18 protein-coding genes are annotated in these 23,299 nt (G+C 70.8%); 16 read left to right on the top strand and 2 right to left on the bottom strand.

The genetic code is table 11. The annotated features are described in order from the left end of the window. Positions 1-8: 8 nt before the first annotated feature. The 4 genes from ACWEVS_RS27255 to ACWEVS_RS27240 are packed head-to-tail and all read left to right on the top strand — an operon-like array spanning position 9 to position 5,133. Positions 9-1,094: an S-(hydroxymethyl)mycothiol dehydrogenase gene (locus ACWEVS_RS27255; protein ID WP_354918110.1), complete on the top strand. Its 1,086-nt coding sequence runs from the start codon at positions 9-11 to the stop codon at positions 1,092-1,094. After that, complete coding sequence (locus tag ACWEVS_RS27250) at positions 1,094-1,729, top strand: MBL fold metallo-hydrolase (protein ID WP_354918113.1); 636 nt, start codon at positions 1,094-1,096, stop codon at positions 1,727-1,729. Before ACWEVS_RS27255 ends, ACWEVS_RS27250 begins: the two co-directional genes overlap by 1 nt. A gap of 27 nt (positions 1,730-1,756) precedes the next feature. Further along, positions 1,757-2,881, top strand: a complete 1,125-nt coding sequence (locus ACWEVS_RS27245; RefSeq protein WP_449931563.1) for an aromatic ring-hydroxylating oxygenase subunit alpha — start codon at positions 1,757-1,759, stop codon at positions 2,879-2,881. Then, the gene (locus tag ACWEVS_RS27240; protein WP_452418712.1) at positions 2,857-5,133 is read left to right on the top strand and encodes an FdhF/YdeP family oxidoreductase; all 2,277 of its coding nucleotides are present in this window, start codon (positions 2,857-2,859) and stop codon (positions 5,131-5,133) included. Before ACWEVS_RS27245 ends, ACWEVS_RS27240 begins: the two co-directional genes overlap by 25 nt. On the opposite strand, the gene ACWEVS_RS27235 is transcribed toward ACWEVS_RS27240, so the two are convergent. Next, a complete protein-coding gene (locus tag ACWEVS_RS27235) occupies positions 5,121-5,894 on the bottom strand; it encodes an IclR family transcriptional regulator (protein ID WP_452418713.1) in 774 nt (257 codons plus the stop codon). The two genes, ACWEVS_RS27240 and ACWEVS_RS27235, sit on opposite strands and share 13 nt — an antisense overlap. 127 nt (positions 5,895-6,021) lie before the next feature. Here ACWEVS_RS27235 and betA point away from each other — a divergent pair, with 127 nt between their 5' ends. Beyond that, positions 6,022-7,659 (top strand): choline dehydrogenase, encoded by a 1,638-nt coding sequence (gene betA, locus ACWEVS_RS27230; protein WP_452553944.1) that lies wholly within the window; start codon positions 6,022-6,024, stop codon positions 7,657-7,659. Positions 7,660-7,746: 87 nt separating this feature from the next. Here betA and purU read toward each other — a convergent pair whose 3' ends face one another. After that, on the bottom strand, positions 7,747-8,610 hold the full coding sequence (purU, locus tag ACWEVS_RS27225) for a formyltetrahydrofolate deformylase (RefSeq protein WP_354918124.1): 864 nt from the start codon (positions 8,608-8,610) through the stop codon (positions 7,747-7,749). 219 nt (positions 8,611-8,829) lie between these two features. Between purU and ACWEVS_RS27220 the strand changes: the two genes are divergently transcribed. The 11 genes from ACWEVS_RS27220 to ACWEVS_RS27170 form a co-directional block, all read left to right on the top strand. Continuing rightward, positions 8,830-10,296 (top strand): aldehyde dehydrogenase family protein, encoded by a 1,467-nt coding sequence (locus ACWEVS_RS27220; RefSeq protein WP_452553943.1) that lies wholly within the window; start codon positions 8,830-8,832, stop codon positions 10,294-10,296. A 26-nt stretch (positions 10,297-10,322) separates the two neighbouring features. After that, complete coding sequence (locus tag ACWEVS_RS27215; protein WP_449931573.1) at positions 10,323-11,384, top strand: quaternary amine ABC transporter ATP-binding protein; 1,062 nt, start codon at positions 10,323-10,325, stop codon at positions 11,382-11,384. Continuing rightward, positions 11,381-13,369, top strand: coding sequence for an ABC transporter permease subunit (locus tag ACWEVS_RS27210; RefSeq protein WP_354918130.1), 1,989 nt, complete (start codon positions 11,381-11,383; stop codon positions 13,367-13,369). Before ACWEVS_RS27215 ends, ACWEVS_RS27210 begins: the two co-directional genes overlap by 4 nt. Before the next feature lie 35 nt (positions 13,370-13,404). Further along, a complete protein-coding gene (locus ACWEVS_RS27205; RefSeq protein WP_449931576.1) occupies positions 13,405-14,388 on the top strand; it encodes an ABC transporter substrate-binding protein in 984 nt (327 codons plus the stop codon). A gap of 185 nt (positions 14,389-14,573) precedes the next feature. After that, positions 14,574-16,982, top strand: a complete 2,409-nt coding sequence (locus ACWEVS_RS27200; RefSeq protein ID WP_452553942.1) for a GcvT family protein — start codon at positions 14,574-14,576, stop codon at positions 16,980-16,982. A 12-nt stretch (positions 16,983-16,994) separates the two neighbouring features. Next, positions 16,995-18,251, top strand: a complete 1,257-nt coding sequence (glyA, locus tag ACWEVS_RS27195; RefSeq protein ID WP_452553941.1) for a serine hydroxymethyltransferase — start codon at positions 16,995-16,997, stop codon at positions 18,249-18,251. After that, on the top strand, positions 18,248-19,480 hold the full coding sequence (locus ACWEVS_RS27190) for a sarcosine oxidase subunit beta family protein (protein WP_354918141.1): 1,233 nt from the start codon (positions 18,248-18,250) through the stop codon (positions 19,478-19,480). The genes glyA and ACWEVS_RS27190 overlap by 4 nt, the downstream gene beginning before the upstream one ends. A gap of 10 nt (positions 19,481-19,490) precedes the next feature. Next, positions 19,491-19,769: a sarcosine oxidase subunit delta gene (locus ACWEVS_RS27185; protein WP_354918144.1), complete on the top strand. Its 279-nt coding sequence runs from the start codon at positions 19,491-19,493 to the stop codon at positions 19,767-19,769. Further along, on the top strand, positions 19,766-22,642 hold the full coding sequence (locus tag ACWEVS_RS27180) for a 2Fe-2S iron-sulfur cluster-binding protein (RefSeq protein ID WP_452553940.1): 2,877 nt from the start codon (positions 19,766-19,768) through the stop codon (positions 22,640-22,642). Before ACWEVS_RS27185 ends, ACWEVS_RS27180 begins: the two co-directional genes overlap by 4 nt. After that, positions 22,635-23,198, top strand: a complete 564-nt coding sequence (locus ACWEVS_RS27175) for a sarcosine oxidase subunit gamma (RefSeq protein WP_452553939.1) — start codon at positions 22,635-22,637, stop codon at positions 23,196-23,198. The genes ACWEVS_RS27180 and ACWEVS_RS27175 overlap by 8 nt, the downstream gene beginning before the upstream one ends. Then, positions 23,195-23,299, top strand: a 105-nt coding sequence (locus ACWEVS_RS27170; RefSeq protein WP_452553987.1) for a serine dehydratase beta chain, incomplete at its 3' end; no start/stop codon positions are given. The genes ACWEVS_RS27175 and ACWEVS_RS27170, both read left to right, overlap by 4 nt.

The raw sequence follows: 23,299 nt of genomic DNA, 5'->3' as shown, positions 1-23,299 counted from the left end.
AGTGAATCATGGCTCATGAAGTACGCGGCGTGGTCGCGACGGGCAAGGGCAAGCCGGTAAGCCTGGAGACGATCCTGGTGCCGGACCCGGGCCCCGGCGAGGCGCTGGTGAAGGTGCAGGCGTGCGGCGTCTGTCACACCGACCTGCACTACCGTGAGGGCGGCATCAGCGACGACTTCCCCTTCCTGCTCGGCCACGAGGCCGCGGGCGTGGTGGAGGCCGTCGGCCCGGACGTCAAGGACGTCGCCGTGGGCGACTTCGTCATCCTCAACTGGCGGGCGGTGTGCGGCTCCTGCCGCGCCTGCCTGCGGGGCCGCCCGCAGTACTGCTTCGCCACCCACAACGCCACGCAGAAGATGACGTTGCGGGACGGCACCCCGCTCAGCCCCGCGCTCGGCATCGGCGCCTTCGCCGAGAAGACGCTGGTGGCCGCCGGGCAGTGCACCAAGGTCGACCCGGCCGCCGCCCCCGCCGCGGCGGGCCTGCTCGGCTGCGGCGTGATGGCGGGCCTCGGCGCCGCCGTGAACACTGGCGCGGTCAGCCGCGGCGACTCGGTGGCGGTGATCGGCTGCGGCGGTGTCGGCAACGCGGCGATCGCCGGATCGCGGCTGGTCGGGGCCACCACGATCATCGCGGTGGACGTCGACGACCGCAAGCTCGCCTGGGCCCGCGACTTCGGCGCCACCCACACGGTCAACGCCAAGGAGAGCGACCCGGTCGAGGCCGTCAGGGAGCTTACCGGCGGTTTCGGCGCGGACGTGGTGATCGACGCGGTCGGCCGTCCGGAGACCTTCAAGCAGGCCTTCTACGCCCGAGACCTGGCCGGGACCGCCGTGCTCGTCGGCGTGCCCACCCCCGAGATGACGCTGGAGCTGCCGCTCCTCGACGTCTTCGGCCGCGGCGGCGCGCTGAAGTCCAGCTGGTACGGCGACTGCCTGCCCAGCCGCGACTTCCCCATGCTGATCTCCCTCTACCTGCAGGGCCGCTTCGACCTCGACGCCTTCGTCACCGAGACCATCGGCCTCGACCAGGTCGAGGACGCCTTCGCCAAGATGCACCACGGCGACGTGCTGCGCTCGGTGGTGGTGCTGTGATGGCAGGCACCGTGCGCGTCGAACGCCTGGTCACCTCGGGGACGTTCAGCCTCGACGGCGGCACCTGGGACGTCGACAACAACGTGTGGCTCCTCGGCGACGACGACCAGGTGCTGGTCGTCGACGCGGCCCACGACGCCGACGCGATCGCGGCGGCCGTCGGCGACCGCGGGGTGGTGGGCATCGTGTGCACGCACGCCCACGACGACCACGTGAACGCCGCCCCGCTGCTGGCCGCCCGCACCGGCGCGCCCGTCTTCCTGCACCCTGACGACCAGGTGCTGTGGAAGCTCACCCACCCGGTCGCCGCCCCCGACAGGGCGCTGGCGAACGGGCAGATCATCAGGGTCGGCGACAGCGCCGTCCATGTCCTGCACACCCCAGGGCACGCTCCGGGCGCGGTCTGCCTGTACGTGCCCGAGCTGGGCGTCCTGTTCTCCGGCGACACGCTCTTCCAGGGCGGTCCAGGGGCGACGGGCAGGTCGTTCAGCGACTTCCCGACGATCATCTCGTCGATCAGCCAGACGCTGCTCACCCTGCCGGCCGAGACCGTGGTCCACACCGGGCACGGCGACGACACCAGCATCGGAGCCGAGGCTCCGCAGCTCGAGGACTGGATCCGCCGAGGACACTGACCCGGCCCGTATCAGAGGAGTACTCCCGTGACCACCTCCAGCACCGCCCCCACCTCCAGCGTGATCCCCACCCTGCCCGGCCACTACTACACCGATCAGGCGCTCTTCGCGCGGGAGCAGAAGAACATCTTCGAGGCGATGTGGTTCTGCGTGGTGCGCTCGTCCGACATCCCCAAGCCGGGCTCGTTCAAGACGGTCCAGGTCGGCAGCGAGAGCATCCTGGTCACCAGGGCGCGCGACAGGTCCGTGCGCGCCTTCTTCAACGTCTGCCGGCACCGCGGCGCACAGCTGTGCACCGAGGAGTCGGGCGAGGTCGCGCGCGCCTTCCAGTGCCCCTACCACGCCTGGACCTACGGCCTGGACGGCAAGCTGGTCGCCGCGCCCAACCTCACCAAGATGGCCGACCTCGACCGCGTCCAGTACGGCCTGATCAACGTGCACGTCAGGGAGTGGCTCGGCTACGTGTGGGTCTGCCTGGCCGATGAGCCTCCCTCCTTCGAGGACGACGTGATGGGCGCCGTGACCGAACGGCTCGGCGCCCTGGAGCTGATCGACAACTACGACGTGGCGGGGCTCGAGGTCGGCCGCAGGATCGTCTACGACGTGAAGGCCAACTGGAAGCTCATCATCGAGAACTTCATGGAGTGCTACCACTGCGCCACGATCCACCCCGAGCTGACCGAGGTGCTGCCGGAGTTCGCCGACGGGTACGCCGCGCAGTACTTCGTCGGCCACGGCGCCGAGTTCGGCGAGGAGATCAAGGGCTTCACCGTGGACGGCTCCGCGGGGCTCGACCGCATCCCCGGCGTGAGCGAGGACCAGGACCGGCGCTACTACGCGATCACGATCAAGCCCCAGGTCTTCATCAACCTGGTGCCCGACCACGTCATCGTGCACCGGATGTTCCCCCTGGCGGTGGACAGGACCGTCGTCGAGTGTGATTGGCTCTACCTGCCGGGCGTGGTGGAGAGCGGCAAGGACCTGGACAAGTCCGTGGAACTCTTCCATCGTGTCAACGAGCAGGACTTCGAGGCGTGCGAGCGCTGCCAGCCCACGATGGGCTCGCGCACGTACGCCAAGGGCGGCGTGCTCGTGCCCAGCGAGCACCACATCGGCGTCTTCCACGAATGGGTACAGGACAGGATCGGCTGACAGTGGTTCGAAAGGCGCCGCGCGACGACGCCGGTGACGAGGACATGCGGGTCCGCCCGCCCAAGGACTGGGCGGGCGGGCTGCCCGCCGTCGGGCACGCGATGCGGACCGCCTACCGCCAGATGGGGGTGGGCCGCACCGCGCTGACACTGCTCCAGGTCAACCAGAAACGCGGTTTCGACTGCCCTGGGTGCGCCTGGCCCGAGGGGGAGCACCGCAGCCCCGCCGAGTTCTGCGAGAACGGCGCCAAGGCGGTGGCGGAGGAGGCCACGACACGCAGGATCGGGCGTGACTTCTTCGCCGCCCACCCGGTGAGCGAGCTGGCCGTCCGCAGTGACCACTGGCTCGGCCAGCAGGGCAGGCTCACCGAGCCGATGCACAAGCCCGCGGGGGCCGACCACTACGTGCCGATCTCGTGGGAGCGCGCCTTCGAGATCATCGCCAGGGAGCTGCGCGCGCTCGGCGGCCCGGACGAGGCGGTCTTCTACACCTCGGGCCGCACCTCCAACGAGGCCGCCTTCGCCTACCAGCTGCTCGTGCGCCGCTTCGGCACCAACAACCTGCCCGACTGCTCCAACATGTGCCACGAGTCGAGCGGGTCGGCGCTCAACGAGACGCTCGGCATCGGCAAGGGCACGGTGTCGCTGGAGGACCTGCACCGCGCGGAGCTCATCTTCGTGGTGGGCCAGAACCCCGGCACCAACCACCCCCGCATGCTGACCGCGCTGGAGCGGGCCAAGCGCGCGGGCGCGCGGATCGTCGCGGTCAACCCGCTGCCCGAGGCGGGCCTGCTGCGTTTCAAGAACCCGCAGCGGCCCTCGGGCCTCGGCAAGGGCACCGCGCTGGCCGACCGGTTCCTGCAGATCCGCCTCAACGGCGACATGGCGCTCTTCCAGGCGCTGTCGCTGCTGCTGCTCGACTCGGCCGACAAGGAGTTCGTCGACCGGCACACGCACGGGTTCGAGGAGTGGGAGCGGCACCTGCGCGCCCTCGACTGGGACCAGGTGCTGGAGGCCACCGGGCTGACCAGGGCCGAGCTGGAGGCGACGGCCGAGGAGGTGCGCGCGGCCGGGTCGGTCATCGTGTGCTGGGCGATGGGCCTGACCCAGCATCGCAACTCGGTGGCCACCATCAGGGAGGTGGTCAACTTCCTGCTGCTGCGCGGCAACGTCGGCAGGAGCGGCGCGGGCGTCTGCCCCGTACGCGGCCACTCCAACGTGCAGGGCGACCGGACGATGGGCATCTACGAGAAGCCGGCCGCGGCCTTCCTCGACGCCCTGGGCAAGGAGTTCGGCTTCTCGCCGCCCCGCCACCACGGTTTCGACACCGTCGAGGCGATCCGCGCCATGCGCGACGGGACGGCCAAGGTGTTCGTCGGGATGGGCGGAAACTTCGTCAGGGCCACGCCCGACAGCGACGTCACCGAGGCGGCGCTGCGCCGTACCCGGCTGACGGTGCAGATCTCCACCAAGCTCAACCGCTCCCACGCGGTGTGCGGCGCGGAGGCGCTCATCCTGCCGACGCTGGGCCGTACCGAACGCGACGCGGGCGGCTACGTCACCGTCGAGGACTCGATGGGGCTGGTGCACGCCTCGCGCGGCCGGCTCGCGCCGGCCTCGGCGGAGCTGCGGCCCGAGGTGGCGATCGTCTGCGGGCTGGCCGCCGCGCTGTTCGGCGACGATCCGTACGTGCCGTGGGCCGACTTCGCGCGCGACTACGGCGTGATCAGGGACCGCGTGTCACGGGTGATCCCCGGTTTCGAGGACTTCAACGCCCGCGCGCCGGAGGGCTTCGCGCTGCCCAACGCGCCCAGGGACGAGCGCAGGTTCCCCACGGCCACGGGCAAGGCCAACTTCACCGTCAACGAGCTGGAGGTGCTGCGCGTCCCGCCAGGGCGGCTGCTGCTGCAGACGGTCAGGAGCCACGACCAGTACAACACCACGATCTACGGCCTCGACGACCGCTACCGCGGGGTCAAGGCGGGCCGCAGGGTGGTCTTCGTCCATCAGGACGACCTGGCCGAGCGCGACCTCGCCGACGGCGACCTGGTGGATCTGGTCAGCGAGTGGCCGGACGGCGAGCGCAGGGCCGACGGGTTCAGGGTGATCGCCTACCCGACGGCCCGCGGCTGCTGCGCGGCCTACTTCCCCGAGACCAACGTGCTGGTGCCGCTGGACTCGGTGGCCGAGACGTCCAACACGCCGACCTCCAAGAGCGTGGTGGTACGGCTGGAGCGGGCTCAGCCGGCGTAGCCCAGGCGGCGGCTGATCTCGTCGGCGCCCTCCATCAGGACGGGGGCCAGCTCGTGCATGCGCTCGGCGCTGAACCGGTAGGCGGGACCCGAGGCGCTGACGGCCGCGACCACCTCTCCGTGGTAGGAGCGGATGGGCGCGGCCATGGCGTTGAGGCCGTCCTCCAGCTCCTCCAGGCAGTAGGCGTAGCCCGCCGTCCGCGTCAGGGCCAGCTGCTGCTCCAGCTCGTCGACGGAGGTGATGGTCTTGGGGGTGTAGCCCTCCAGCTTCCCGTCGGACAGCAGCCGGGCGCGCTGCCTGTCGTCGAGGTGGGCCAGCAGCACCTTGCCGCTGGAGGTGGCGTGGAGCGGGGTCACCTGGCCGACCCAGTTGTAGGCGGTGACCGCCGAGGGGCCCCTGACCTGGTCGAGGTTGACGGCGTAGGAGGAGCGGAGCACGGCGATGTTGACCGTCTCGCCGATCTCCTGCGCCAGCCGCTGGCAGACCGCCCGCCCGCGCTGGGTGATGTCCATCTGGGTGTTGACGCCGCCGGCGAGCCTGATGATGCCGAAGCCGAGCCGGTACTTGCCTCTGTCCTCGGCCTGCTCCACGAGGCCGCGTGCCTCCAGCGCGCCGAGCAGCCGGAAGGCCGTCGACTTGTGCACGTCGATCTCGGCGGCGACCTCGCTGACCCCGGCCTCGCCGCGGCGCGAAAGGATCTCCAGCACGCTGATCGCCCGGTCGACCGACTGGACGCCCCCGCTGCTCGAGTCGTTGCTCATAGCGAAACTGTAAGTGCTGAAGGGAACCGCGTCGAACACAACACCAAAAGATCTCTTGTTGCGACTAGTGCAACACAATGCGTATAGCGATACGATTCGGTGAAACGCGCGAGCGAGACGAGGCAACATGACGTCACAGCAGTACGACTTCGTCATCGTCGGAGGCGGCTCGGCGGGCAGCGCCCTGGCCAACCGGCTCTCCGCGGACCCCGCTACGCGGGTGCTGGTCCTCGAGGCCGGCCGGCCCGACTATCTGTGGGACGTCTTCATCCACATGCCGGCCGCGCTCCCCTTCCCGATCGGCAACCGCTTCTACGACTGGAAGTACGAGTCGGAGCCCGAGCCGCACATGCACGGCAGGCGCATCTACCACGCCCGCGGGAAGGTGCTCGGCGGCTCCAGCAGCATCAACGGCATGATCTTCCAGCGCGGCAACCCCCTCGACTACGAGAGGTGGGGCGCCGACCCCGGGATGAAGACCTGGGACTACGCCCACTGCCTGCCGTACTTCAAGAGGATGGAGAACTGCCTGGCCGACCCCGGCACCCCCTTCCGCGGCCACGACGGGCCGCTGGCGCTGGAGAGGGGAGCGGCCGGCACGCCGCTCTACGACGCCTTCTTCGCGGCCGTGCAGGAGGCCGGATACCCCCTCACCGACGACGTCAACGGCTACCGGCAGGAGGGCTTCGCCCGCTTCGACCGCAACATCAGGCGCGGCCGCAGGCTGAGCGCGGCCCGCGCCTACCTGCATCCGGTGATGAAGCGGCCGAACCTGACGGTCAGGACGCGGGCGCTGGTGACGCGCATCCTCTTCGAGGGCACGCGCGCCGTCGGCGTCGAGTACGACGGCGGCACCGTCCGCGCGGGCGAGGTCATCCTGTGCGGCGGGGCGATCAACTCGCCCCAGCTCCTGCAGCTGTCCGGCGTCGGCAACGCGCGCGAGCTGGGCGAGCTCGGCGTCGACGTGGTGCACGACCTGCCGGGGGTGGGGGAGAACCTCCAGGACCACCTGGAGGTCTACATCCAGCACGGCTGCGGCAAGCCCGTCTCCATGCAGCCGAACCTGCAGAAGTGGCGCCACCCGTGGATCGGCGCGCAGTGGCTGTTCCTGCGCAAGGGGCCCGGCGCGACCAACCACTTCGAGGCCGGCGGCTTCGTCCGCAGCAACGACGAGGTCGACTACCCCAACCTGATGTTCCACTTCCTGCCCATCGCCGTGCGCTACGACGGCTCGGCGCCCTCGGGCGGGCACGGGTACCAGGTGCACGTCGGGCCGATGTACTCCGACGCCCGCGGCTCGGTCAAGATCAAGAGCACCGATCCGCGCCGGCATCCCGCCCTGCGCTTCAACTACCTGTCCACCGACCAGGACAGGCGGGAATGGGTGGAGGCCGTCAGGGTGGCCCGCAGGATCCTCGGCCAGCCCGCGCTGGGTGAGTACAGCACCGGCGAGATCTCGCCCGGTCCTTCCGTGGAGACCGACGAGGAGATCCTCGACTGGGTGGCCAAGGACGGCGAGACGGCCCTGCACCCCTCCTGCACGGCCAGGATGGGCGTGGACGACATGTCGGTCACCGACCCCGAGAGCATGCGGGTGCACGGCCTCGACGGCCTGCGCGTGGTGGACGCCTCGGTCATGCCGTACGTCACCAACGGCAACATCTACGCGCCGGTCATGATGCTGGCGGAGAAGGCGGCCGACCTCATCCTCGGCAACACGCCGCTGCCGCCCGAGCCGGTGGACTTCTACCGGCACCGCGCCTGAGCCGGACCGCGCGCGAGGGCCTGGGACACAACAAGAGAGGCGGTGGGGGGCGCAGTACCCCCACCGCCTCGTTCTTGGGTGTCCGGCTCAGCGGAAGACGACCGTGCGGTCCCCGTTGAGCAGCACCCGGTGCTCGCTGTGCCACTTGACGGCCCTGGCGAGCACCTGAGCCTCCACATCCCTGCCCGCCGCGACCAGGTCCTCCGGGTCGAGCTCGTGGTCCACCCTGGCCACGTCCTGCTCGATGATGGGGCCCTCGTCGAGGTCGGCCGTGACGTAGTGCGCGGTCGCGCCGATGAGCTTCACCCCGCGCTCGTGCGCCTGGTGGTAGGGCTTGGCGCCCTTGAACCCTGGCAGGAACGAGTGGTGGATGTTGATGGCGCGGCCTTCCAGGCGCTTGCACATGTCGTCGGACAGGATCTGCATGTAGCGCGCCAGCACCACCAGGTCCGCCTCGTACTCCGCGACGAGCTCGAGGATCCTGGCCTCTGCCTCCTCCTTTCCGTCCGGCGTGACGGGGACGTGGTGGAACGGCACGCCGTAGGAGGCCGCGAGCGGCTCCAGGTCGGGATGGTTGGAGACGACGGCGGGGACGTCGATGTTGAGGCCGCCGACCTGCCGGCGGAAGAGCAGGTCGTTCATGCAGTGGCCGAACTTCGACACCATGACGAGCGCCCGCGTGGGCGTCGCGGCGTCATTGAGCTGCCACGTCATCTGGAACGACTCGGCGACGTAGGCGAAGCCCTCACGCAGCTCTTCCAGCCCGTCCTGGGCGGCGAAGTGCACGCGCATGAAGAAGCCGCCGCCTCTTCTGTCGTTGAACTGCTTGCTCTGCAACATGTCACCGCGGTGCTGCACGAGGAAGCTGCTCACCGCGTACACGATGCCAGGCTTGTCCGAGCAGGAGACGGTGAGGATGAACTCGCGGCCTGGGCCGGGACGAGGAGACATCACACCTCCTTGTGTTGCGTAATACGCAAAATGGTGATGTATACGCAACAGCGTGGACGTGCGACCGCCCACCCGTCAAGAGGGCTACCAGGGAGTAAACGGAATCACAACGTATGTATTCGCCCAGTGATTCCCTCAAAGCCTTGACGAACGGAGGGTGACGGGTCAATTCTGTTCCTCACTGAGCATTGCCTTGCGCCATACGCAACGATCAGGGGTATGCCGATGACCCATCTCTCCATCGGCGGCACGTGGACCAGGCCGGTCGCCGGCGGACAGCGGAACATCCTTTCGCCCGCCGACGGCAGCCTCGTGACCACGGTCGCCGAAGCCACAGCGGCCGACACCGTGGCCGCCATCAGGGCCGCGCGGCACGCCTTCGACCGCGGTCCATGGCCCACCACTCCCGCCAGGGAGCGCGGCGCGCTGCTCTACGCGGTCGCCGGCCTGGTGGAACGTGACCGCGACGCCTTCGCCCGCGCGGAGTCGGGCGACACCGGCAAGCGCCTGGTCGAGAGCGAGTACGACGTCGACGACTCCATCGCCTGCCTACGTTACTTCGCCGGCGTGGCCGGAACCGACGCGGGCCGCGTCATCGACACCGGCCGCGACGACGCGATCAGCAAGGTCGTCTACGAACCCGTCGGTGTCTGCGGCCTGATCACGCCCTGGAACTACCCGCTGCTGCAGACCACCTGGAAGGTGGCGCCCGCGCTGGCCGCGGGCAACACCTTCGTGCTGAAGCCAAGCGAGCTCACCCCGAGCACGGCCATCCTGCTCGTCCGCGCCCTGGAGGAGGCCGGCCTGCCCAAGGGCGTGGCCAACCTCGTGCTCGGCGCGGGACCCGAGGTGGGCGCGCCGCTGGCCGAGGACCCCGACGTCGACCTGGTCTCCTTCACCGGCGGCCTGGCCACGGGACGGCGGATCATGGCCGCGGCCGCGGCCACGGTCAAGCGCGTCGCGCTCGAGCTCGGTGGCAAGAACCCCAACATCGTCTTCGCCGACGCCGACTTCGAGACCGCCGTCGACTTCGCGCTCACCGCCGTGTTCCTGCACTCAGGGCAGGTCTGCTCGGCGGGCGCGCGGCTGCTGGTGGAGGACTCCCTGCACGACGCCTTCGTCGACGAGGTGGTCAGAAGGGCGGAGCGCATCCGCCTGGGCGGCCCCTTCGACCCCGAGGCACAGGCGGGCCCGCTCATCTCCGCCGCACACCTGGCCAAGGTCGAGGAGTACGTGGCCGCGGGCCTGGCCGAGGGCGCGACCCTGCGCTGCGGCGGTCGCCGGCTCGACGGCCCCGGCTACTTCTTCCCGCCCACCGTCCTCGACGACTGCAAGCAGGGCATGCGCGTGGTGCGGGAGGAGTCCTTCGGCCCCGTGCTGACCGTCGAGCGTTTCACCACCGAGGAGGAGGCCGTCCTCCTCGCCAACGACACCGAGTACGGCCTGGCCGGCGCGGTCTGGACCCAGGACGCCGGCAAGGCGCAGCGGGTCGCGGGACGGCTCCGCCACGGCACGGTGTGGATCAACGACTACCACCCCTACGTGCCGCAGGCCGAGTGGGGTGGTTTCAAGCAGTCCGGCATCGGCCGCGAACTCGGGCCGACCGGACTCGACGAGTACCGCGAGATCAAGCATGTGTGGCAGAACACCCGCCCGCGCCCCCAGCGGTGGTTCCCAGCGAACTGACGCTCCGAGACTCCCAAGAGGTGGTCATGACCGTGCCGTCACTGACCGAACGTAGTCCGCTCGACACCGAAACCGTGCCCATCCTCGATGTCAGGGGGCTGTGGAAGGTGTTCGGCCCCAAGGCCGAGGCGGTCGTCGGTACCACGCTCAGCCGTAAGGAACTGAAGGAGCGGACCGGCTGCGTCGCCGCCGTGCGCGACGTCTCCTTCGAGGTACGCCGGGGCGAGGTGTTCGTCGTCATGGGCCTGTCGGGCTCGGGCAAGTCCACCCTCGTCCGCTGCCTGACCAGGCTCATCGAGCCCACGGCAGGCGAGGTCGTCCTCGACGGCGAGGACATCCGCAAGGCCGACGACCGCAGGCTGCGCGAGCTGCGCAGGCACCGCATGGCCATGGTCTTCCAGCACTTCGGCCTGTTGCCGCACCGGTGCGTGCTGGACAACGTCGCCTTCGGCCTGGAGATCCGCGGCGTCCCCAAGCAGGACCGCTACGCCCGCGCCCGCGAGGTCGTCGGCCTGGTCGGGCTCAACGGCTTCGAGAACTCCTACCCCGACCAGCTGTCCGGCGGCATGCAGCAACGGGTGGGCCTGGCCCGCGCGCTGGCCGCCGACCCCGAGGTGCTGCTGTTCGACGAGCCGTTCTCCGCGCTCGACCCGCTGATCAGGCGGGAGATGCAGAACGAGGTCATCCGCCTGCACCACGAGGTCGGCAAGACGATGATCTTCATCACCCACGACCTCAGCGAGGCGCTGAAGCTGGGCGACCGGATCCTCATCATGCGCGACGGCGAGCTGGTCCAGGTCGGCACGCCGGACCAGGTGGTGGGCGCACCCGCCGACGACTACGTCAGGGACTTCGTCAGCGACGTCCCGCGCTCCCACGTCCTCACGCTGCGCTGGATCATGCGCCAGCCCCTGATGGACGAGTCGCTGGACGGCCCGGAGCTCGGCCCCGACGTCGTCATCCGCGACGCCGTGCACACCGTGCTCTCGGCCGACCGGCCGGTGCGCGTGACGGACGGGGACACGCTGCTCGGGGTGGTCACCAGCGCCGAGATCCTCGAGGTGATCGCGGGAGGGCAGGAACGATGACCACCGTGGCGGTGGTGGCCGCCAGGCTGCCGGCCCGCAGATACCTGCTCCTGGTGGTGCTCGCCGTATGGGTGCTCGGCTGGGCGCTGTTCAACGGCCGCGACACCCTCGCCCTCGGCGGCGCGGAGCTGACGCCCCTGCACACCTCGCTCAACGAGGGCATGGACGCGATCGACGACGGCCGCAACAGCAATCCGTTCTTCCTGTACTTCATCAACTACATCCGGCTCTTCCTCGACGAGTCGGTGACGTTCGTCCAGGCGCTGATCAGCCAGGCGTCCTTCGGCCGGCCCGTCCCGGTCCTCGGTTGGCTCGGCGTGGCCGGGCTCGCCACCGCCATCGCGTGGCTGTGGGGCAACGGGAAGGTGGCGCTGCTCACCGCCGCCGGTTTCCTCTCCTTCGGCGTGCTGGGCCTGTGGCAGGAGAGCATGGACACCCTCGCTCTCACGCTGACCGCGGTCGCGCTCTCGCTGGCCGTCGGGATCCCGCTCGGCGTCTGGGCGGGGCTGAGCGACCGGTTCCACCGGGTGGTGACGCCGGTGCTGGACTTCATGCAGACGATGCCGACGTTCGTCTATCTGGCGCCGCTGACGCTGTTCTTCCTCATCGGCCCGGCCAGCGCCACCATCGCCACGATGATCTACGCGATCCCGCCGGCCATCCGCATCACCGCGCACGGCATCAGGCAGGTCTCGCCGGACACGCTGGAGGCGGGCGCCTCGCTCGGCGCCACCTCCGCGCAGGCGCTGCGCCACGTGCGGCTCCCGATGGCCAAGCAGACGATCATCGTCGGCGTCAACCAGACCATCATGGCGGCGCTGTCCATGGCGACGATCGCGGCGCTCATCGACGCGCCCGGCCTGGGCAAGACGGTGCTGAAGGCGCTGCAGACGCTCGACGTGGGCACCGCGTTCAACGCGGGCCTGGCCATCGTCATCATGGCTGTCGTGCTGGACCGGGTGACCTCGGCCGCCAGCCGGCGGGTGGAGGCCGAACGGCGCGCCGGCCGGCTGCGCACCACGCGACGGCGCCGGCTGGAGCTGGCCGGCACGTTCGGCGTGGTGGCGGTCCTCGGCTACCTGTCCTACACCTACGTCTGGGCCGCGGAGTTCCCCGTCCAGGCCGAGCTCGGCCACTACGTGCGCCAGGCCGCCGACGCGGCCAGCCTGTGGGTGCAGGACAGCCTCGCCGCCACCACCGACGCGCTGAAGAACGTGCTCACCAACACGCTGCTCAACCCCTTCGAGGCGCTGCTGACAGGCTCGCCGTGGTGGCTCGTCTTCGGCGTGGTCGTCGCCGTCGCCCTGCTGGTGGGCAGCGTGCGGGCCGCGCTGGTGACCGCCGCGGGCCTGCTCGTGCTCGTGCTGCTGGGACTCTGGCAGGACAGCATGGTGACGCTGGCCTCGACGCTCGTCGCGACGATCCTGGTCATGGTGCTCGGCGTGGTGCTGGGCGTCTGGATGGGCCGCAGCGACCGGGCCGACACGATGCTGCGGCCGGTCCTGGACGCGGGGCAGACGATGCCCGCCTTCGTCTACCTGGTGCCGATCCTCGGCCTGTTCGGCCCGACGCGGTTCACCGCGATCATCGCGGCCGTCGTCTTCGCCGCGCCCATCGCCATCAAGCTGGTGGCCGAGGGCATCAGGCGGGTCTCGCCCACGACCGTGGAGGCCGCCGTCTCGGCGGGCACGGGAACGTGGCAGCTCATCTCCAAGGTCCAGCTCCCGATGGCGCGCAGCGGCGTGACGCTGGCGGCCAGCCAGGGACTGATCTACGTGCTGTCGATGGTGGTCGTCGGCGGCCTGGTGGGAGCCGGAGCCCTCGGCTACGACGTCGTGGCCGGCTTCTCGCAGCACCAGCTCCGCGGCAAGGGGCTGGCCGCCGGGCTCGCGATCGTCGTGCTCGGCATCGTGCTCGACCGCGTCATGAGCGCCGCCACCCGGCGGGCCGACGTGGCCGCGCACGGCGGTGTCACCCACAAGTAACCGATAACCGGCTAGTGAGAACTCTGGAGGACCAGGTGGCTTTGACGAGGAGTGGAAGGGTCAGGGCGATCGCGCTCGTGACCGGCACCGGCCTCCTGCTCACCGCGTGCGGCGGGGCGAAGGTCGGCGAGACGCAGCAGCCCGCGGCCGGCGGACAGGGAGGCAAGAGCTGCGGCACCTTCAACCTCGCCGTCAACCCATGGGTGGGCTACGAGGCGAACGCCGCGGTCATCGCCCACGTGGCGGAGAAGAACCTCGGCTGCAAGGTGGTGAAGAAGGACCTCAAGGAGGAGGTGGCCTGGCAGGGCTTCGCCACCGGCGAGGTCGACGCGGTCGTGGAGAACTGGGCCCACGACGACCTCAAGAAGAAGTACATCGAGGACCAGAAGGTCGCCGTGTCGGCGGGCCCGACGGGCAACAAGGGCGTGATCGGCTGGTACGTGGCGCCGTGGATGGCCCAGAAGTATCCCGACATCACCGACTGGAAGAACCTCAACAAGTACGCCGACCTGTTCAAGACCTCCGAGTCCGAAGGCAAGGGGCAGCTGCTCGACGGCGACCCCTCGTTCGTCACCAACGACGCGGCCCTGGTCAAGAACCTGAAGCTGGACTACAAGGTCGTCTACGCCGGCAGCGAGACCGCGCTCATCACGGCCTTCCGGCAGTCGGAGAAGCAGCAGAAGCCCATCATCGGCTACTTCTACGAGCCGCAGTGGTTCATGTCGGAGCTCAAGCTGGTCAAGGTGAACCTGCCGCAGTACACCGAGGGCTGTGACGCGGACCCGGCCAAGGTGGCCTGCGACTACCCGCCGTACGAACTTGACAAGATCGTGAGCAAGAAGTTCGCCGACTCCGGCAGTCCCGCCTACGCGCTGGTCAAGAACTTCACCTGGACCAACGACGACCAGAACCTCGTGGCCAAGTACATCTCCGAGGACAAGATGACGCCCGAGGACGCGGCCGCCAAGTGGGTGGCCGACAACGCCGACAAGGTCAAGGCCTGGGTCCCCCAGAGCTGAGGTCTCACCAGCCCGATCGCCTGACCCCGCGATCGGGCTGGTGCTTGCGCGGGATTGGAACGTTCTAATCCGCCGCGAAGCCGTACGGAATAAGACAGAACGCCCCTTGACACCCGCAATGCGGCGAGCGACGCTTGTTGCGGAAAACGCGTTTGGTTGCATATATCGCAACAACGGAGGTGGCTATGACGGGCCCGAGCGTCGTCATCATCGGGGCGGGCGTGGTCGGCGCCGCCCTCGCCGACGAGTTGTCCGCCCGAGGCTGGACCGATGTCACCGTGGTCGATCAGGGAGACGTGCCCGCCACCGGCGGCTCATCCTCACACGCCCCCGGACTGGTGTTCCAGACCAACGGGTCGAAGACCATGACCGAGATGGCCCGCTACACGGTCGAGAAGTTCGTCGCACTCGACAGCTTCTTCCAGGTCGGCGGGCTCGAAGTGGCCACCACCCCCGAGCGGCTGGCCGAACTGCACCGCAGGTACGGCTGGGCGGTGGCGTGGGGGATCGAGGCGCACCTGCTCTCCCCCGAGGAGTGCGTGGCCAAGCACTCCCTCCTCGACGGTGCCAAGGTCCTCGGCGGCCTGTTCCTGCCGACCGACGGCCTGGCCAAGGCGGTCAAGGCGGTCGACGCCCAGCTCGCCAGGGCGCGCGAGCGCGGCGTGCGGGTGCTGCCCAGGCACGAGGTCCTCGACATCAGGACCGAGAACGGCAGGGTCGCCGCGGTGGTCACCGACCAGGGCGAGATCCCCGCCGAGATCGTGGTCTGCTGCGCCGGCATCTGGGGGCCGAAGGTGGCCCGCATGGTGGGCATGAACCTCCCCCTCACGCCGCTGGCCCACCAGCTGGCATGGACGGGGCAGGTGCCTGACCTGGCCGGAGCGACCGAGGAGGCCACCCGGCCGATCCTGCGCCACCAGGACGCCGACCTCTACTACCGCGAGCGCTTCGACACGCTGGGCATCGGCTACTACGGCCACCGGCCGATGCCGATCAGCGCCGACGACATCCTGTCGGTCGACGCGGCCGAGGTGATGCCCTCGGTGCTCACCTTCACCCCCGACGACTTCGCCGAGGCGTGGACCGCGACCCAGGACCTGCTTCCCGCCACCCAGTCGGCCAAGGTCGAGGAGGGCATCAACGGGCTGTTCTCCTTCACCACCGACCACCTGCCGCTCATGGGCGAGTCGCGGGAGGTCAAGGGCTTCTGGGTGGCCGAGGCCGTCTGGGTCACCCACTCGGCGGGCGTCGGCCTGGCGATGGCCGAATGGCTCGTCGACGGCCACTGCTCCTCCTTCGACCTGCACGAGTGCGACGTCAACAGGTTCGAGCCGCACCAGATCGCCCCCGACTACGTGCTGGCCCGAGGCTGCCAGAACTACGTCGAGGTCTACGACATCATCCACCCCCTCCAGCCGATGGAGGAGCCCCGCCCGCTGCGCACCAGCCCCTTCCACCCCCGCCAGCAGGAGCTCGGCGCGGTCTTCCTCGAGGCCTCCGGGTGGGAGCGGCCCCAGTGGTACGGGTCCAACGCGGGTCTGCTCAAGGGCAGGGACATCCCCACCCCCGGTGACTGGGCCGCGCAGTACTGGTCCCCGATCGTGGGCGCCGAGGCCCAGGCCACCCGCGAGTCCGTCGCGATGTACGACATGACCGCCCTCAAGCGCCTGGAGGTCAGCGGCCCCGGCGCCGTGGCCTTCCTGCAGTCCCTCACCACGGGGGACGTGGACAAGTCGGTCGGCTCGGTGACCTACTGCCTGCTGCTCGACACCGACGGCGGCATCCGCAGCGACGTCACCGTCGCCCGCCTCGGGACCGAGGAGTTCCAGGTCGGCGCCAACGGCAACCTCGACCTCGACTGGTTCGACCGGCACCGCCCCCGCGACGGCTCGGTGCAGGTGCGCGACATCACCGCGGGCACCTGCTGCGTCGGCCTCTGGGGGCCGCGGGCCCGCGACCTGGTCCAGCCGCTGACCACGACCGACCTGACGGCGCTGCGTTACTTCCGCGGCACCCGCGCCTACATCGGCAACGTGCCGGTCACGATGCTGCGCCTGTCCTACGTCGGCGAGCTCGGCTGGGAGATCTACACCACCGCCGACATGGGGCTCAAGCTCTGGGACACCCTGTGGGAGGCCGGTCAGGACCACGGCGTCGTCGCCGGCGGCCGCGGCGCCTTCACCAGCCTGCGCCTGGAGAAGGGCTACCGCTCCTTCGGCACCGACATGACCTTCGAGCACGACCCCTACGAGGCGGGCCTCGGCTTCGCCGTCAAGCTGGACAAGGGCGACTTCGTCGGCCGCGAGGCGCTGCTCGCCCGCAAGGAGTCGGTGCGGCGCAAGCTCACCTGCCTGCTCACCGACGAGGTCGTCATGGGCAAGGAGCCCGTCTACGACGGTGAGAACGTCGCCGGCTACGTCACCAGCGCCGCCTACGGATACACCATCGGCAAGGGGATCGCCTACGCGTGGCTGCCGGCCGCGCTGGCGACCCCGGGACAGCCGGTGGACATCGGCTACTTCGACCGGAGAGTCAAGGCCGTGGTCGCCGAGGAGCCCCTGTTCGACCCGGCGATGCAGCGCCTGCGCGGTTAGAAAGGACCCCAGATGATCGACACCCCGCTGGACGTGGTGGACCCCGAGGTCCACGCCGCCATCGGCGACGAGCTCGCCCGCCAGCGTTCGACGCTGGAGATGATCGCCTCGGAGAACTTCGCGCCCGCCGCCGTCATGGCCGCCCAGGGCTCGGTCCTCACCAACAAGTACGCCGAGGGCTACCCGGGCAAGCGGTACTACGGCGGCTGCGAGCACGTCGACGTCGTCGAGCAGCTCGCCATCGACAGGGTGAAGGCGCTGTTCGGCGCGCAGGCGGCCAACGTGCAGCCGCACTCGGGCGCCCAGGCCAACGCCGCCGCGATGGCCGCGCTGCTCGAACCCGGCGACACCATCCTCGGTCTCGACCTGGCCCACGGCGGCCACCTCACCCACGGGATGCGCATCAACTTCTCCGGACGCCTGTACAAGGTGGCCGCCTACCACGTGCGCGAGAGCGACTACCTGGTCGACATGGAGGAGGTCGCGCGCCTGGCCCGCGAGCACCGGCCCCGGCTCGTCATCGCGGGCTGGTCGGCCTATCCGCGGCAGCTCGACTTCGCGGCCTTCCGCCGTATCGCCGACGAGGTGGGCGCCTACCTCATGGTCGACATGGCGCACTTCGCCGGCCTGGTGGCCGCGGGACTGCACCCCTCGCCCGTGCCGCACGCCCACGTCGTCACCACCACCACGCACAAGACCCTCGGCGGGCCCAGGGGCGGGGTGATCCTGTCCACCGAGGAGCTCGGCAAGAAGATCAACTCGGCGGTCTTCCCCGGGCAGCAGGGCGGCCCGCTGGAGCACGTCATCGCGGCCAAGGCGGTCGCCTTCAAGATCGCCTCCGAGGAGGCGTTCCGCGACCGGCAGCGCCGCACCCTGGAAGGCGCCCGCATCCTGGCCGAGCGGCTGCTGGCCCCCGACGCCGTCGAGGCGGGGGTGCGGGTGCTGACCGGCGGCACCGACGTGCACCTCGTCCTGGTCGACCTGCGCGCGTCCGAGCTGGACGGCAAGCAGGCCGAGGACCGGCTGCACGAGGTCGGCATCACGGTCAACCGCAACGCCGTGCCGTTCGACCCGCGGCCCCCGATGGTCACCTCGGGGCTGCGCATCGGCACCCCGGCCCTCGCCACCCGCGGCTTCGGCGCCGCCGACTTCACCGAGGTGGCCGACATCATCGCCACCGCGCTGACACCGCGGGCCGACCTGTCGTTCCTGCGCGGCAGGGTCGAGGCCCTGGCAAGCAAGCACCCGCTCTATGGAGAGGCCCGATGAGCCCGCGCACCCCTGGCGCCGACCTGCCCGAGCACCCCGACCGGCTGTGGGGCGCCGCCGAACCGAAGCGTTCCTACGACGTCGTGATCGTCGGCGGCGGCGGGCACGGCCTGGCCACCGCCTACTACCTCGCCAAGAACCACGGCATCACCAACGTGGCGGTGCTGGAGCGCGGCTGGCTCGCCGGCGGCAACATGGCGCGCAACACCACCATCATCAGGTCCAACTACCTGTGGGACGAGAGCGCGGGGATCTACGAGCACGCGCTCAAGCTGTGGGAGGGCCTGGAGGAGGAGCTCGACTACCCGCTGCTGTTCAGCCAGCGCGGCGTGCTCAACCTCGCCCACAGCCTGCAGGACGTGCGCGACAGCGTACGGCGGGTGCACGCCAACAACCTCAACGGCGTCGACGCCGAGTGGCTCGACCCCCACCAGGTGAAGGAGGTCTGCCCGATCGTCAACATCTCGCCCGACGTGCGCTACCCCGTGCTGGGCGGGACCTTCCAGCCCAGGGCCGGCATCGCCAAGCACGACCACGTCGCGTGGGGCCTGGCCAGGGCCGCGGCGGCGCTCGGCGTCGAGTTCGTCGAGCACTGCGAGGTCACCGGGCTCCAGGTGCGCGACGGCAGGGTGACCGGCGTCGAGACGACGAAGGGCACGATCGCGGCCGGCAGGGTGGCGCTGTGCGCCGCCGGGCACACCTCGGTCGTGGCCGCCACCGCGGGCATCGACCTGCCCCTCCAGAGCCATCCCCTGCAGGCGCTGGTGTCGGAGCTGCTGGAGCCCGTCCACCCGACGGTCGTCATGTCCAACGCCGTCCACGTGTACGTCAGCCAGGCGCACAAGGGCGAGCTGGTCATGGGCGCCGGCATCGACGCGGCCAACTCCTACCGCCAGCGCGGCGCCTTCCACATCATCGAACGGCAGATGGCCGCGGCCCTCGAGCTGTTCCCCGTCTTCGCCAGGGCGCACGTGCTGCGGACCTGGGGCGGCGTGGTGGACGTCTCGCCCGACGCCTCGCCGATCGTCGGCCTTACCGAGGTGGAGGGCCTGTACCTCAACTGCGGATGGGGCACCGGCGGCTTCAAGGCGACCCCCGGCGTGGGCTGGTGCCTGGCCCACACGGTGGCCAACGACGAGCCGCACCCGCTCAACGCCCCCTTCTCCCTTGACCGATTCACCACCGGGGCGCTCGTCGACGAGCACGGCGCCGCCGCGGTCGCGCACTGAGGACCTCACGATGCTGCTGATCTCATGTCCATGGTGCGGCCCACGCGATGAGGCCGAGTTCCATTACGGCGGGCAGGCGCACGTCGCCTACCCGGACAACCCGGCGGCGCTGTCCGACGAGGAGTGGGCCCGCTACCTGTTCTTCAGGGACAACCCCAAGGGGCGCTTCGCCGAGCGCTGGAGCCACTCCGCCGGCTGCCGCCGCTGGTTCAACGCGGTGCGCGACACCGCGACCAACGAGATCCACGCCGTCTACCGGGTGGGCGAGCCCAGGCCGGTGACCTCATGAGGCGCGACAGCGGCGGCCGGATCGACCGCGACACCACGCTCCGCTTCACCTTCGACGGCCAGGAGTACACCGGGCACCCGGGCGACACCCTCGCCTCGGCGTTGCTGGCCAACGGGGTGCGCCAGGTCGCCACGAGCGTCAAGCTCGGCCGCCCGCGCGGCATCGTCTCGGCCGGCGGCGAGGAGCCGAGCGCGGTCGTGCAGATCGAGGCGCCCTTCCCCGAGCCGATGCTGCCCGCCACCACGGTCGAGCTGTACGACGGCCTGGTCGCCGCCGGCCTGCCCGGCCAGGGCAGGCTGGCCACCGAGCCGGACCCCGCCCGCTACGACGCCGTCCACGCGCACTGCGACGTCCTGGTCGTCGGCGCCGGTCCCGCCGGACTGGCCGCCGCCCGCGCCGCGGCCGGCACGGGCGCGCGCGTCATCCTCGTCGACGAGCGGTCCGAGCCCGGCGGCAGCCTGCTCGGCACCCGCGAGTCCGTGACCGAGCCCGGCGCGGACGACGTGCTCGGGCCGCAGGAGGTCGGCTCCGGCGCAGACTGGGCCGCCGCGACCGCGTCCGTGCTCGAGGCCATGCCCGAGGTCAAGGTACTGCGCAGGACCACCGCGATCGGCTACTACGACGACAACTACGTCGTCGCCGTCGAACGGCGCACCAACCACCTGGGCGCCGCCGCACCCGCGGACGTCGCGCGCGAGCGCGTGTGGCGCATCCGCGCCAAGCGCGTCGTGCTGGCCACCGGCGCGCACGAGCGGTCGATCGCCTTCGCGGGCAACGACCTGCCCGGCGTCATGCTGGCCGGCGCCGCCCGCGCCTACGTCAACAGGTACGGCGTGCTCCCCGGCCGCCGCGCGGTCGTCTTCACCGCCAACGACAGCGCCTACGCCGCCGCCCTCGACCTGGCCGACGCGGGCGTCGAGATCGCCGCCGTCGTCGACGTCCGGACCTCGCCCGGCGCGGCGTGGACGGCCGGCGCCCGCGAACGCGGCATCCAGGTGCTGTCCGGGCACGTGGTGACCGCCGCCCAGGGCGACGGCCAGGTCTCCAGCGTGCTGGTCGGCCGGCACCGGCCCGAGGCCGGCGCCGCCGTCGGAGAGCAGGAGCTGGCCGCCGACCTGCTGCTGGTGTCAGGCGGCTGGAACCCCGTCGTGCACCTGTTCAGCCAGTCGGGCGGGACGCTCCGCTACGACGACGCGCTCGGCACGATCGTGCCCGACGCCTCCCGCCAGGCCGTCGAGGCGGCAGGGGCGGCGAAGGGCGTGTTCACGCTGAGCGGCTGCCTCGCCGACGGCGCCGCCGCGGGCTACCGCGCACTGGAGGCGGTCCTCGGCAGGGCGGTGGGCGAGCGGCCCGCGACCCCGCGGGCCACCGTGGAGACGCCCACGACCCCCGGGCAGGCCTTCTGGCTGGTCCCCGCCACCGACTACCGCTCCCACTTCGTCGACCTGCAACGCGACGTGACCGCGGCCGACGTCCAGCGGGCGACCGGGGCGGGCCTGCGCTCCGTCGAGCACATCAAGCGCTACACCACCGCGGGCACCGCCCACGACCAGGGCAAGACCTCGGGACTGCTCACCACGGCGGTCGTGGCCCACGCCCTCGGCACCACCGTCGGCGAGCTCGGCAGCACCACCTTCCGCGCGCCGTACGCGCCGGTGAGCTTCGCCGCCCTCGCCGGCCGCGACCGCGGCGCGCTGCACGACCCGATCAGGGTGACCGCCCTGCACGAGTGGCACGTCGCCAACGGCGCGCTGTTCGAGAACGTCGGCCAGTGGAAGCGCCCGTGGTACTACCCGCGCGCGGGCGAGGACATGGAGAGCGCCGTCCTGCGCGAGTGCGCGGCCGCCCGCGAGAGCGTCGCGGCCATGGACGCCTCCACGCTCGGCAAGATCGACGTGATCGGCCCCGACGCCGGCGAGTTCCTCGACCGGCTCTACACCAACATGATGAGCTCGCTGGCCGTCGGCGCCGTCCGCTACGGCGTGATGTGCAGGCCCGACGGGATGGTCTTCGACGACGGCACCGTCATCCGGCTGGCCGAGGAGCACTTCCTGGTCACCACGACGACCGGCAACGCGGCCACCGTCCTCGACTGGATGGAGGAGTGGCTGCAGACCGAGTGGCCCACGCTGCGCGTCCACCTCACGTCGGTCACCGAGCAGTGGGCCACGGTCGCGCTGGTCGGGCCGCGGTCGCGCGAGCTGCTGGCCGAGCTCGCCCCCGACCTGGCCGTCGGCGTCGCCGACTTCCCGTTCATGACCTGGCGGGAGGCGGAGGTGGCCGGCATCCCCGCCCGGGTGTGCCGGATCAGCTTCTCCGGCGAGCTCGCCTACGAGATCAACGTGACCTCGTGGGACGGCCTGCGCCTCTGGACGGCGATCATGGACACCGGGCGAGTCACGCCGTACGGAACCGAGACCATGCACGTCCTGCGCGCCGAGAAGGGCTACCCGATCGTCGGCCAGGACACCGACGGCACCGTCACCCCGCAGGACCTGGGCATGTCGTGGGTGGTGTCCAAGAAGAAGCCCGACTTCGTCGGCAAGCGCTCCTTCGCGCGGGCCGACACCTCCAGGCCCGACCGCAAGCAGCTGGTCGGCCTGCTGCCGGAGGACCCGTCCTACCTGCTGCCGGAGGGCGCGCACCTGGTCGCCGACGCCGAGCTGCCCGCGCCGCCCGTGCCCATGCTCGGCCACGTCACCTCCAGCTACCGCAGCGCCGCCCTCGGCCGGACGTTCGCGCTGGCCCTGGTCAAGGGCGGGCAGAGCCGGGTAGGCGAGCGGCTGTACGCACCCGTCGGCGGCGCTCTCGTGCCCGTCACCGTCACCTCGCATGTCCTGTACGACCCGGAAGGAGCGCGCCGCGATGGCTGAACGCAGGAGTCCCGCAGCGGCCTTCGCAGGCCGGTTCGAGGCCGTCTCGTCGAGCGGGGCGCTCAGGCTGGCCGAGATCCCGTTCCTCACCCACGTCAACGTGCGCGTGGACCCGGCCGGTCCGGCCGCGGACGAGGTCGCGGCCGCCCTGGGCGCGCCGCTGCCCACCACGCCCTGCACCGCCGTACGGTCGGGCGAGCTGACCGTGGCCTGGCTCGGCCCCGACGAGTGGCTGGTGATCGGTCCTGAGGGGTACCGGTCAGAGCTGCTGCGCAAGGCCGTGGACGGCGGCCAGGGCTCGGTGGTCGACGTGTCCGCCCAGCGCACCACGCTGCTGGTCGCCGGGCCGAAGGCGCGGGACCTGCTGTCCCACGGCTGCACCATCGACCTGCACCCGAGCGCCTTCGCTCCGGGGGCGTGCGCGCAGACCACCCTCGCGCGCACGCAGGTCGTGCTGCTTCCCCAGCAGGACGGCTTCCTTGTGCTGGTGCGCTCCTCCTTCGCCGCCTACCTGGCCGAATGGCTGCTCGACGCAGCGACGGAGTACGTGCGGTGAGCATCGGCGTCTTCGACCTCTTCAAGATCGGTATCGGGCCGTCGAGCTCGCACACCGGCGGGCCGATGGCGGCCGCGCACCGCTTCGCCCGGGGGCTGCGC

It is taken from the genome of Nonomuraea sp. NPDC003754, assembly GCF_053605785.1.
Note: the sequence above shows the minus strand (reverse complement) of the source record. Positions and strands in the feature narration are given on the sequence as shown.